Source organism: Erwinia tasmaniensis Et1/99 (assembly GCF_000026185.1).
GTDB classification, from domain to species: domain Bacteria; phylum Pseudomonadota; class Gammaproteobacteria; order Enterobacterales; family Enterobacteriaceae; genus Erwinia; species Erwinia tasmaniensis.
In genome coordinates this window covers 738,942-751,850 of sequence record NC_010694.1, presented here as the reverse complement: position 1 = coordinate 751,850, position 12,909 = coordinate 738,942, and the positions used below count along the sequence as shown (strand labels likewise).

Sequence of the window (12,909 nt, the reverse complement as noted above, 5' to 3'; positions counted from 1 at the left end):
TCCCGGCGCAGCCCACCCCTTTGAGCTGCACTCTCTTTCGCGACACGGGATCAGATGCCGTTGCTAAAGTTATAGGTAAAGGTCGCGCTGAAACGCCAGTCGCGCTTGCTACTGTCAGTCGGCACATCCCCAATCGGACGCGCAGCTTCCAGCGACAGGGCATAGTGCCGGTTATCGCCAAACGTGACCCCTGCCCCATACGAGGCCAGCTGCTTGCTGGCCAGCCCCGACTGATGAAAGGCGGTGCGGGCAGCGTCAACTATCACATAAGGCTGTATGGTTTTAACCCAGTCCCCGGCGCTACGATCGTGGAGATAACGCATCTCCACCTGGCCGCCCATTCCGTAATCCCCCGAAGCATCTGAATCGGGATAACCGCGACCGAAATGGAAAGCGCCAAAGGTCAGGCGTTCCGGCTCCGGCAATGACCTGTCGGACCAGTCCCCCTCTACGGCGCTACTCAAACGCCATTTCTGATTAAATACCCAGGCAGCATCACCATTGACGCGCCAACGGGTAAAAGAGAGGTCTCCGGGGCCGGTAGTATTGCTGGCACCGAGGCCGTTTATTCCCTGGCGCACGCTGAAGCGCGTATTCCAGCTGGCCTGCTGATACTGACGACTGCCGGACAGGTTAAGCTCTGCTGCCGGATAACGAAGGTGCTGGTTGATAGTGGGCAAATCCGCCGTCAGCCCCCCCTGCTCGGCCTGTAGCCTGTAGTCATAGCGCTTATGAACATAGTCCAGCTCTCCCGCCAGGCTCCACTGCTGCTTAGCCGTGAGTAATAGCGGATAATTCAGCCCTACCCCAGCGTTATACAGCACCTCTTTCTCGCGCACATTGATATTCACGCCGTTGGCCTGCGTTAATAACGGAGTAAAATCCCTAGGGTTTTGGTTGAGATAACTGCCTTTAACCTGAAGTTGCAGGCCGTCATCCCCCAGATATTGCTGGTAGTTAAGCCCGAGATACGATTCACGAGTCTGGTTATTTAACGGGATGAGGGTGGCCACGCCCAATTGCTCACCGTAAGGCGTCAATCCGCTCAGCGTGGCGCTCACTAAATCCAGACTTTGCTTTTTGCGCATATCCAGGGTGTTAATCACATTCCAGTTATGGGTCCGCTGCGCGTCGACATCCAAAACGGTCGCGCCATAAATATTTTCGGGACTTTTAGCCGTTGCCTTCACTTTGGTATCCGGGGTTCTCGCCATCAGCATGCTGTAACGGTCAAAGGTATCCTGAGTGAGGGGTTTTTCTGCCATAATCCGCTGCGACAGCGCGCCCAGCCAGCGGCCAACCTGCTGGTTATCGCTGCGTATCCGGCTGTTGGCGACATACCCTTCCACCAGACCGATGTTAAGCACCCCCTGGTGGAAGTTATCGGCAGGGATATAGGCGTAGGAGAGAGGATAACCATCGCGATGGTAGCGCTGCGTAATGCTGTCCGTGGCGGTCAGTAACGCCTGCAGGGAAACCCTTTTCCCCACCAGCGCGCTAAATGGAAGAGTTAGCGTCGCCAGCGGATAGCGGGTTCCGCCAACAAAGTGAATACTATTGAAGGTAACCAGAGATTGCTGCGTTATCACGGGCGGCGGCGCTGCCAATCCAGGGAGTGCGCCTGCCGACGTCAACTGACTCGTTGACTCTACACCGGGGACGTATCTGGACCGTTGAGTGGGGTTATTCGGGTCAACTAAAGTGGGCAGCATCTCGCCAGAGCTTTGACCACTGACCACACTGATAAAAACAACGACGCATGATTTTATTTTCAAAATGATTGTCTCCATCAGCCCATGCCGGGCAAAAGAGCCCCCCGCAAGCAGGGGGCATATAAAGACATTCCGTTGTTAATGGTGCGGGGTGATTAACCCTGAGTTCAGTCCAGATGTTAAGCCGTTCACCGTATTACCCATCAGCGGTAAACCGTTAGGTGAAGCCGCTCCCGTAGGCGTAGTGGCGATACCACCCAGTGATCCGCTCGCCGCGGCCGATCCTGCCACTGCGGTTGCGACACCACCCAGTGGCCCACTCACCGCAGCCGCTCCTGATCCTGCTCCCGCCCCACCGAGTGACACGCCACCGCTGAGCAGTCCGCCGGATGAGCCGCTACCCGTCGGGGTAACCAGGCCACCGGTCTGGGAAACGGCTATACCGGTATTCTGTACGGCCTGACCCAGACCGTTTAAAGCAGGTGTCGTGGTGCTGATTTGCGTTCCGACACCGGTCACAACGTTCCCGACACTGTTAAGTAAACCGCTGACAGGCGCCCCCAAACCGGTTGCGCCACCCACGCCCTGAGTCACGCCCTGTACCTGACCCACTATCGGAGTGACCAGGCCAGTTGCGGCCGTAGTCACACCGGATGCAGGCCCCGTTTGCAGGTTCTGCGCCAACCCATTCCCCGTAGAGGTCACCAGCCCCCCCACGGCGCTGACCAGATTGCCGCCGGTGCCCGTGACGCCACCGAGCGGCGTGTTAGTCGTGTTACCGGAAAGCGAATTTCCCAGCCCGCTGATACCGGTTCCGAGAACCGCTACCCCTGCCGGGACCCCAGCGGCGGTCACACCGATAGCATTAGGGTTGCTACCTAACTGACCGACGCCATTTTGTATGCCGCTGCCGATGGTGGTAACCGCATGACCCGCGCTGTCAAGTAATGTGACAACGCCTGAGCCGCCAATCGGCAGGCTGCCAACCGGCGTCTGAGTGGCAATGCTACTGACCTGTGACCCCACATTGCCGACCGCAGCACCCGCGCTGTTGAGAAGGGTACCTGTGGTCAGCACGCCCGATGTACCGCCACCGCCCGATGTACCACCACCGCCCAATGTACCGCCACCGCCCGATGTACCACCACCGCCCGATGTACCACCACCGCCCGATATACCGCCACCGCCCGATATACCGCCGCCGCCAGATGTACCTCCACCGCCAGATCCACTACCGTTTGTGCCACTGCCGGAACTGGCAGCAGCGGTTGGTTTTGCCGTATGGCCTGTACTACCGCCGCCGCCACCACTACAGGCAGCAAGAGATAATGCAAGCAGGATTGCCAGCCCAATCTTTCCTGGGCGGCCAGGATTGCCAGGGCGCATGATAGGCCCTCCACAATGAATACGCCTGTTGGCGTACTTTAAGTGTATGCGTTTTTGTACGTTATGCGATGCGGAGGGGGTGTTTATTTTTTAAGCAGCATAGCTGTGATTAAGATCATCATTTTCAATGAGATAGAATGAGGTTTCGCTGCGTAAACGAGAGAAAAAATGGATGAATAATTCGGGCCAGAGCCTAACTGTGAGCGCGCTCACAAGCGTAAAAAATAGCCTCGAACGGCCATTTACCGCCCCACAAACTTTTTATACCGATTGATTGAACAGAAAGGTAACAGTGACAGCAGTGCCACGTAACGCCTGGCTTATCAGGCGTTACGATCTTAGACGGCATGACGCGGGGGGAAATTAAGCGCCGAGCATCTCTTTTACCAGGTCCACGCAGCGTAGAAAACGTTCATCGTAGTTATCCTGATCCACATGTATATAGCTGATGCCGTTCTCTTCCAGCATGGACACCAGCAGCGCCTGGAACTCTCTGCGGTCCACCGAGCTGCCCAGGCTGCGTAGTCCATCCGCCACCCAGGGCACGTTATTCTCTACCAGGATCACCAGGTCGAAACGATACTCATCGATCAGCGCCTGCACAAACGGGTGTTCACGCCCTTCATACTTTTTGCAAAACGCCTGGGTGGTGACAAAATCGGTGTCAACAAAGGCGACTTTGTTCGCATATTTCACCGCGAAATCGATGTACTGCGCCTGGCCGAGAGCAATTTTGTCATAGTCGGAGTACTGCAACGCCATTTCATCACCACCGAGATGTGAGAACACGTAATCTCGGCCAAATTCCCAGGCGCTGGTGGTATTGAAGATATTAGCCAGCTTATTAACCAGCGTAGACTTGCCGCTCGACTCACCGCCGAGGATCGCCACGGTGCGCACAAAGAACGGCTTCACTTCGGTGGGAATATATTCCCAGTAGCGAAACGGATCCTGACGGATCTGACCGCCGCTGATATTCATAAATGAACGCGTTGGATCGATAAGCACCGCTTCCACGCCAAGATGAGCGCGGAACTGCGGCGCATCGGCTTCTTCACTGGTGTAGATCAGATCCGGGATAATGCCCCGATCCGCCATAAACTCCTGGATACCCGGGCTCCAGACATCCCAGCCGTGCGGATACGGCTCCATACCTTCTTCATTAAAGGAGTGGATACGGATATTTTTCTGATATTTGAAGGTTTGCAGCAGCCAGCGCAGACGGTCACTGACCGTTGGCTGCTGCGACATGGCGCTCTCTTCAAACAGCTGACGGTCACGCGGTTCGTCGTAACCCATAATGATATGCAGCTCATCGACCTGGCTACAGGCGCGCTGGATAAGATAAATATGCCCGGTATGCAGCGGGTAGAACTTACCAAACACCACGCCAATGGTCTTTTCGCGGCGCGGAAACTCCAGTCCGAGGAAACGGTGCAGCGCTTCCAGCTTCTGCGCGCTGGGGCTTTTAATTTTGGCATTCAGCAGCTGGCTAAGATAGCCCTTCGTCATGCCGCTGGCATCAGCCACCTTTTGCAGCGTACAGCCCTGTTGCCGGATTGCGCTTTTCAGATAATCAAAAGACGACACGTATGCCTCCTGCAGGATCGGCGAGCCATACCGGCCCGCGTCATGTCATTTATAGGTCGTCAAGGATGGCCAGCGCATCGGCCAGCTTCTTCACACCGAACACTTTCATATTTTCCGGCGGCTTCTTCGGCACGTTTGCAGCAGGCACGATAGCACGGCGAAATCCATGTTTAGCCGCTTCGGAAATACGCTCCTGCCCGCTGGGTACCGGACGTATTTCTCCCGCCAGCCCCACTTCACCAAATACCACCAGATCCTGTGGCAGTGGGCGATCGCGCAGGCTGGAGACCATCGACAGCATCAGCGCCAGATCGGCGCTGGTTTCCGTCACTTTGACCCCGCCGACCACGTTGACGAACACGTCCTGGTCGGCCATTTGCAGGCCGCCGTGGCGGTGCAGTACCGCCAGCAGGATCGCCAGACGGTTCTGCTCCAGGCCTACGGCGACACGCCTGGGATTACCCATCATGGAGTGATCTACCAGCGCCTGGATTTCGACCAGCAGCGGACGCGTTCCTTCCCACAGCACCATCACCGAGCTACCGGAGGTAATTTCATCCCCCCGGCTTAAGAAGATGGCCGATGGATTACTGACTTCGCGCAGCCCCTGCTCGGTCATCGCAAATACGCCCAGCTCATTGACCGCACCAAAACGGTTTTTATGGCTGCGCAGGGTACGAAAGCGCGAGTCGGCATCGCCATCCAGCAGTACCGAACAGTCAATACAGTGCTCCAGGACTTTAGGTCCTGCCAGCGAGCCATCTTTGGTGACGTGGCCGACCATCACAATAGCCACCCCTTTGGTTTTGGCAAAGCGCGTCAGGTAAGCGGCGGTTTCACGCACCTGGGCAACGCTGCCGGGGGAGGACTGGATATCCGCCATGTGCATCACCTGGATCGAGTCGATCACCATCAGCTTCGGCTGCTCCTGCTCGGCGATCAGGCAGATCTGCTCTATGCTGGTTTCCGACAGCATGTTCAGGTTGGCGGTGGGTAATCCCAGCCGATGGGCGCGCATCGCCACCTGTTGCAGCGACTCCTCCCCGGTGACGTACAGGGTTTTCATCCCTTCGGCCAGTTTGCACAGGGTTTGCAGCAACAGGGTACTTTTCCCGGCACCGGGATTACCGCCGATCAGGATGGCACTGCCCGGCACCACGCCGCCGCCCAGCACCCGGTCAAACTCTTTAAAACCGGTCGAGAAACGCGGCAGTTCATCAAGGCTGATTTCCGACAGTTTCTGCACGCGGCTGGGCCCGGCGCTGCCGGCATACCCCGTCAGGCGTTCATTACGTGCCACGGTGGGCGATGCCGCCAGGCGCACTTCGGTGATAGTATTCCAGGCATGGCAGGCACTGCATTGCCCCTGCCAGCGTGGATAATCTGCGCCGCATTCATTACAAACAAAGGCACGCTTTACCGCTTTGGCCAAATCTTCCCCTTAACGCTCTTCGTGGATCAGACTACCGCTGAGGATGCAGAACACCCCCATCAGGTCCGCATGACGGATAATGAATTCGCTCTGCTGGTTAACCTTCGGCTTGGCATGGTAAGCAATGCCGAGCGCCGAGGCTTTAATCATCGGCAGATCGTTGGCACCATCGCCAACGGCAACCGTCTGCTGCGGCGAAATAGCAAAACGCGTCGCCAGCTTTCGCAGGGTATCCGCTTTATATTGTGCATCGACAATATCGCCCAGCACTTCGCCGGTCAGTTTACCGTCGCGGATTTCCAGCTCATTGGCCACCGCCGCCGACAGATGCAGCGTATCACGCAGATATTCGGCAAACCAGGTGAAACCACCGGAGGCAATCGCCACGTGCCAGCCCAGCGCCTGAAGCTTTTGCACCAGGGAAGTCAGCCCCGGCATCAGCGGCAGCTCATCGCGTACGGTCTTCAGGATATTTGCATCCGCATCTTTCAGCGTTGCCACGCGCTGGCGCAGACTGGCGGCAAAGTCCAGCTCGCCGCGCATTGCGCGCTCGGTCACCTCGGCAACCTGCTCGCCACTGCCCGCCAGTTTGGCTATCTCGTCGATACATTCGATTTCAATCGCCGTCGAGTCCATATCCATCACCAGCAAACCCGGCGTTTTCAGGTGCGGAATACGGCCAAGCGGCGCAACGTCCAGGCCGGCATCATGCGCCAGACGGGTCGCCAGCGGCGTGAGTGAACCGGCAAGGCGCACCACCTGATAGTCTTCCACCACCCAGGCGCTAACAATCACCATCGCCGCGCCCAGCTGATGCTGATAGGCGGTAAGGCAGGCTTTGTCGAGTTGACGCCCGTACAGCAGCCAGCCGCTGCGGCCCGCACGGTAATCAAGCGGCATGACCTCATCGCCGCTTAAAGAAAGAGGTAACCCCGGCCAGAGAGAGACTTCAGCAGGCAGGTCGCACCAGGTCAGACTATTTGGCATTACAGCTCCTGTAAGGACTTTTACCCCCCGTTATGCGCAAAACAGGGAGAGCATTAAAACCTGGCAAGAGGCTACCCTGTAAGCCCGCCTTCTGGCAACATAAAGCTATCCCCGCGCTACCCCAGGCGGCAGGTATTCATCTGGCAATGTTAAGGGTCGACATGGCAAAAGCCAAAATCAAATTTCGCCTGCACCGTACGGCGATCGTGCTGATCTGCCTTGCGCTACTGGTTATACTTATGCAGGGCGCATCGTGGTTCAGTCTCAGCCACCAGGCGGCACGTTCCGAACAGGTTGAGGAGCTGGCGCATACGCTGACCCGCCAGGTGGCCTGGAGTCTGACGCCGCTGATGGATAACCCGGACGACAACCAGCAAAGGATCGCCGACACGCTGAACCAGCTGACGAACGCAAGCCGTATCCTTGATATTTCTTTGTATGATGGATCGGGTAACCTGGTGGCGCACAGCGGTGAAAACATTAACGTGCGCGATCGCCTGGCGCTCGACGGGCAGCGCGCCGGCAGCTATTTCAATCATCAGATTGTCCAACCGCTGGAGAGCAAAGACGGCCCCAGCGGTTTCCTGCGCGTCACGCTGGACACCCACGTGTTGGTCACCGAGGTTAAGCAGGTGGATAACACCACTAATATCCTGCGCCTGATGATGCTGCTGGCGCTGGCTATCGGCATTATTCTCACCCGCACGCTGCTGCGCGACCGCCGCACGCGCTGGCAGCAGTCACCCTTCCTGCTCACCGCCAATAACCCGGTGAAAGAAGATGATGATGAAGACAATCAGGAAGACGATCGAGAGAGCAGTGACGCCGCATCGGCGACCACGGAAAAAAAGACCGACTAGCGGCGCTTTTCAGGCCATGCGCGCGATGCGCGCGGCCAGCCCTGACAGCTGCTGCTGCATCTCCGCGGCCAGCTGGCGGAAGCCCGCACTGAAAGCACCCTCTGCGCTGATTGACTGCCAGAACTCCCCGGCCATTTCCAGCGCGGTTTGCCACTGCTGCTGGCTCACGCCGTCATCAAGCCGCAGCGCCACGGCGCCGTCACGCATATAACCGGCGCTGTTCGGCGCGAAGCTCATCGGCAGCATGTCGTATGCTGGCGTTAACCCTAAGCCGCCGTCGTTCAGAAAAAACGACAGATTACCGGCGTGCATATCGCCGTTGGCAATCAGGCGACCAAACGCCCACTGTAAAATGCCGCGCTGCGCATCATGCTCGCTCAGACGTTTCTGCTGTACCAGCTGCCGTAACGCCGCTGGCCAGTGATTCGGGTGACCGATAAATTCTGCCTGCACCGCCTCCAGCGAGACCATGCTGCGCCGTCCGTTTTCACCCTCGCGGTCAAAGCGCACCACTTCAAGGAACAGCTGACCGCTATCAGCCGCTATCACCGTCGCCCGTGCTGCGGCCAGCCCGTGTTGCTGCATCAGCCGCAGCGCCAACGCCTCGGCACGAAGCAAATCGCACCAGCGCTGGCTGTTTTCGTTGGTGCGTGCCGGGGTAAATTTGACTAACACAGGGGCCAGACTGCCGTCGGGCAGCTCCGCCAGGCTGGCAAATTTAGGCTGTTCGCCCCCCGCCGATGAACCGGGCTGCTCACCTGCCAGAACCTGACCAGCCAGCCGTGGATAACAGGTGGCCTTATCAGCCAGCAACACCGCCGCTGGATCCGACCGTTGCAGCCACTGCTGATAGCTGTGCTGACCAATCAGCCAGCTGCCGGTGACATCGGCCCCGCGGCTGCTCAGTGCCAGCAGACAATGGTCGTCGTTCCACTGGCGAATATCTTCCGGCAGCCCCAGCAGCCGTGCGCAGTCGCGCCCCCATAGCCGTCCGAGAAAGCCCTGCGGGCGCATATCGCTTAAATACCAGGGTAATCCGGGATAGTAGCGCCAGCTGGCGTTCGCATCCTGCACCACACAGCTTCCCGCTGGCCAGACGCGATAAAGCTGCCCGGCGGCATGAGCCTGTCCGACGCTATCTATCTGCCACAATGGAAACTGACTGACCTCGCGCAGCGGTCGCAGCAGGGCATAGCGCGTGGCGCGGGCGCGGCCGTATTTCAGCACCTGCGGCTGGGCCTTAATCAGGCGGGACAGCGTGGCCTGGCTGATGCCGAGCCGTGCCTGAAGGCTGGCGGCATCCAGCGGCCCCTGTAACAACAGTGTTGTCAGTTCGCTCATGATGAATAGATTTATGAATAGATACGTGAATAGATAATTATCACTTAATCACTTGTGATAAAAGAGAAATAGTGATGATGAAAGATAAAAAATGAATAGATACTCAATAAAAAAGGCTGGCAGATACCAGCCTCGACAGGAAGAAAATTACGCTTTGTCGCCCAGCAGAACCGACTCCAGCGCGATCTCAATCATCTCGCTGAAGGTGGTCTGACGCTCGGCGGCAGTGGTCTGCTCGTGGGTACGGATATGGTCGGACACGGTGCAAATCGCCAGCGCTTTGGCGCCAAACTCTGCCGCTACGCCGTAAATACCGGCGGCTTCCATCTCTACGCCGAGAACACCGTATTTCTCCATCACGTCAAACATCTGCGGGTCCGGCGTGTAGAAGAGGTCGGCAGAGAAGATGTTGCCCACGCGGGCTTTGACGCCCAGCGCCTGCGCCGCATCTACCGCGTTGCGTACCATGTCGAAATCAGCAATCGCTGCGAAATCGTGGTCTTTAAAACGCATACGGTTCACTTTGGAATCGGTGCAGGCACCCATACCAATCACCACATCACGCAGCTTCACGTCGGTGCGCACCGCGCCACATGAGCCAACGCGAATGATCTTCTTCACGCCGAATTCAGTGATCAGTTCTTTGGCATAGATTGAGCAGGAAGGTATGCCCATACCGTGTCCCATAACCGAGATTTTGCGGCCTTTATAGGTACCGGTATAACCCAGCATGCCGCGCACGTTGTTCACTTCTACCGCGTCCTGCAGGAAGGTGTCAGCAATATGTTTAGCACGCAGCGGATCGCCGGGCATCAGCACCACGTCAGCGAAATCACCCATCTCAGCGTTAATATGAGGCGTAGCCATATTTAATCCTTATATTGTCAGGCCAGGGACTGCCTGGCCGGTTACGAATAGCGTTAAAGCGCGCTTTAACTTTTAGAAGAATGGTTTGCCGTAAGCCATCGGCGACAGGCCAAAATAGTGGGCAAGCGTCTGGCCAATATCGGCAAATGTATCACGATAGCCATAGTCACCCGGCCTGACGCCCGGCCCGAAGATAAGCACCGGGATATGCTCACGCGTGTGCTCGGTTCCGGGCCAGCTTGGGTCGCAGCCATGATCGGCGGTCAGGATCAGAATATCCCCCTCTTTCACCAGCGCCATCAGCTCCGGCAGGCGGCGATCGAACAGCTCCAGCCCTGCCGCATAGCCAGGGATATCCCGGCGATGCCCCCACGCCGAATCAAAATCGACGAAGTTGGTGAACACGATGCTGTTATCCGGCGCGCTTTTCATTTCGCCCACCGTAGCGTCAAACAGCGCGTCCAGGCCGGTGGCCTTCACCTTTTTAGTGATGCCAACATGGGCGTAGATATCGGCGATTTTACCGACGGAGATCACTTCTCCGCCCTGCTCATCGACCAGCTTTTTCAACACGGTCGGTGCCGGAGGTTCTACCGCCAGATCGTGGCGGTTGCCGGTGCGCTCAAAGTGGCCCGGCTTATCGCCAACAAACGGACGGGCAATCACGCGGCCAATGTTGTAACCGCCTTCGGTCAGCGCCTCGCGGGCTATTTCACACAGCGCGTAAAGGCGTTCAAGACCAAAAGTCTCTTCATGACAGGCAATCTGGAACACCGAGTCGGCCGAGGTATAGAAAATCGGTTTTCCGCTCTTCATATGCTCTGCGCCAAGCTGGTCGAGGATCACCGTTCCCGACGAGTGGCAGTTACCGAGATAGCCGGGCAGATTGGCTTTTTCCACCAGCAAATCGAGCAGCTCCTGCGGGAAACTGTTCTCGGTATCGCTAAAGTAGCCCCAGTCAAACAGCACCGGCACGCCGGCAATTTCCCAGTGGCCTGACGGCGTGTCTTTGCCGGAGGAAAGTTCGCTGGCATAGGCGTAAGCGCCGATGATTTCGGCGTTTTTATCCAGGCCTGGCGGAAATTTCCCGCTTGAGGCCTCTGCCGCTTTGCCTAAGCCTAATGCGGTCAGATTGGGAAGGTGGAGCGGGCCTTTACGCCCCTTGTCTGCTTCGCCCCTGAAGCATGCCTCGGCGATATGCCCGAGGGTATCCGAGCCTTTATCGCCGAACTTTTCAGCGTCTTTGCTGGAGCCGATCCCGAAGGAATCCAGCACCATGATAAATGCACGTTTCATCCTGATCTCCTGCGCTATCCGCGCGATGAGCGTTAAAAATTTTCGATCGGAATAGAATACCGCTTATTGTGAAATTCTGCGATAAATAACTGCCGTTGACGCTGGCTGCTGCTGTCCCACCATCACGGCATGCTGCACGGCCTGGGCGGCCTGCTGCCAGCTGGCTTCACTGGCGGCGTGGATCACCGCCAGCGGTCGTTCGCCGTCAACCTTATCGCCCGGCTGCACCAGATGGCTCAACCCCACGCTGTAGTCGATGCTGTCACTGGCGCGGCGGCGCCCCCCACCCAGCGCCACGACCGCCATCCCCAGCGCACGAGTATCCATCGTGCTGACGATACCGCTGGTTGTGGCATAGACCGCTTTACTTAGCATGGGGGCGGGCAGATAGCTGTCGATACGCTCGATAAAGTCCGCCGGGCCCTGCTGCGCCGCCACCATACGGGCAAACGCTTCGGCGGCGGCACCGTTATCCAGAACGGCTTGCAGCTTCGCCTGCGCTTCAGCGTCGGACTGCGCCAGCCCGCCGGAGAGCAACATTTCGCGGCATAGCGCCATCGTCACTTCCAGCAGGCGCGGATTGCGGTATTCGCCGGTCAGGAACTGCACCGCCTCACGCACTTCCAGCGCATTACCCGCGCTGGAAGCCAGCGGCTGATTCATATCGGTCAACAGCACGGTAGTTTTACAGCCGGCTCCGTTTGCTACGCCAAAAATCGCCTGCGCCAGCGCTTCAGATTGTTCAAGAGTGGGCATCAGCGCCCCGGAACCTACCTTCACATCCATCACCAGCGCATCCAGCCCTTCGGCCAGCTTTTTGCCGAGGATCGAGGCGGCGATCAGCGGAATGGAATCCACCGTGGCGGTGATATCACGCGTGGCATAAAAGCGCTTATCTGCCGGGGCCAGCGACCGGGTTTGCCCGACGATCGCTATCCCAACCTGTTTGATAATCTCGCGAAAACGGTCGTCCGAAGGGAAAATATCAAAGCCGGGAATGGCTTCCAGTTTATCCAACGTGCCGCCGGTATGACCCAGCCCACGACCGGAGATCATCGGCACATAGCCGCCACAGGCGGCCACCATCGGGCCAAGCATCAGCGATGTGACATCGCCAACGCCGCCGGTTGAGTGTTTGTCCACCACCGGGCCATTAAGGTCAAGCCCCTTCCAGCAGAGTACCGAACCGGAATCACGCATCGCCATGGTCAGCGCCACGCGCTCCGGCAGAGTTATATCACGAAACCAGATGGCCATCGCCAGCGCGGCAATCTGCCCCTCGGAAACCGAGTTGTCACGCACGCCGTTGATAAAGGAGCGGATCTCCTCATCACTCAGCGCATGGCCGTCACGTTTTTTGCGAATAATTTCTTGTGGCAGGAACACGATAACTCCCAGGTCAATACCATCAATGATGCTGTTCCACGGCGGCGTGATG

Annotated in this window: 10 protein-coding genes; 1 reads left to right on the top strand and 9 read right to left on the bottom strand. The window is 57.7% G+C overall.

Annotation, left to right across the window (positions count from 1 at the left end; genetic code table 11):
• Window positions 1–50: 50 nt before the first annotated feature.
• From ETA_RS04485 to serB, 5 genes are all read right to left on the bottom strand, one after another.
• Window positions 51–1,790 (bottom strand): ShlB/FhaC/HecB family hemolysin secretion/activation protein, encoded by a 1,740-nt coding sequence (locus tag ETA_RS04485; protein WP_012440424.1) that lies wholly within the window; start codon window positions 1,788–1,790, stop codon window positions 51–53.
• Between the two features lie 60 nt (window positions 1,791–1,850).
• Window positions 1,851–3,098 (bottom strand): collagen-like triple helix repeat-containing protein, encoded by a 1,248-nt coding sequence (locus ETA_RS04480; protein ID WP_012440423.1) that lies wholly within the window; start codon window positions 3,096–3,098, stop codon window positions 1,851–1,853.
• Between the two features lie 363 nt (window positions 3,099–3,461).
• Window positions 3,462–4,688, bottom strand: a complete 1,227-nt coding sequence (gene nadR / locus ETA_RS04475) for a multifunctional transcriptional regulator/nicotinamide-nucleotide adenylyltransferase/ribosylnicotinamide kinase NadR (RefSeq protein ID WP_012440422.1) — start codon at window positions 4,686–4,688, stop codon at window positions 3,462–3,464.
• Window positions 4,689–4,737: 49 nt separating this feature from the next.
• The gene (radA, locus tag ETA_RS04470; protein WP_012440421.1) at window positions 4,738–6,120 is read right to left on the bottom strand and encodes a DNA repair protein RadA; all 1,383 of its coding nucleotides are present in this window, start codon (window positions 6,118–6,120) and stop codon (window positions 4,738–4,740) included.
• Between the two features lie 9 nt (window positions 6,121–6,129).
• Complete coding sequence (gene serB, locus ETA_RS04465; RefSeq protein ID WP_012440420.1) at window positions 6,130–7,107, bottom strand: phosphoserine phosphatase; 978 nt, start codon at window positions 7,105–7,107, stop codon at window positions 6,130–6,132.
• Between the two features lie 161 nt (window positions 7,108–7,268).
• Between serB and ETA_RS04460 the strand changes: the two genes are divergently transcribed.
• Window positions 7,269–7,967, top strand: coding sequence for a YtjB family periplasmic protein (locus tag ETA_RS04460; RefSeq protein WP_012440419.1), 699 nt, complete (start codon window positions 7,269–7,271; stop codon window positions 7,965–7,967).
• 9 nt (window positions 7,968–7,976) lie between these two features.
• Here ETA_RS04460 and yjjJ read toward each other — a convergent pair whose 3' ends face one another.
• From yjjJ to deoA, 4 genes are all read right to left on the bottom strand, one after another.
• Window positions 7,977–9,308, bottom strand: coding sequence for a type II toxin-antitoxin system HipA family toxin YjjJ (gene yjjJ / locus ETA_RS04455; RefSeq protein ID WP_012440418.1), 1,332 nt, complete (start codon window positions 9,306–9,308; stop codon window positions 7,977–7,979).
• Between the two features lie 147 nt (window positions 9,309–9,455).
• Window positions 9,456–10,175: a purine-nucleoside phosphorylase gene (gene deoD / locus ETA_RS04450; RefSeq protein ID WP_012440417.1), complete on the bottom strand. Its 720-nt coding sequence runs from the start codon at window positions 10,173–10,175 to the stop codon at window positions 9,456–9,458.
• A gap of 72 nt (window positions 10,176–10,247) precedes the next feature.
• Window positions 10,248–11,471: a phosphopentomutase gene (deoB, locus tag ETA_RS04445; protein WP_012440416.1), complete on the bottom strand. Its 1,224-nt coding sequence runs from the start codon at window positions 11,469–11,471 to the stop codon at window positions 10,248–10,250.
• Window positions 11,472–11,534: 63 nt separating this feature from the next.
• Entirely contained in the window at window positions 11,535–12,857 is a 1,323-nt protein-coding gene (gene deoA / locus ETA_RS04440; RefSeq protein ID WP_012440415.1) for a thymidine phosphorylase, read from the bottom strand.
• Between the last annotated feature and the right edge of the window lie 52 nt (window positions 12,858–12,909).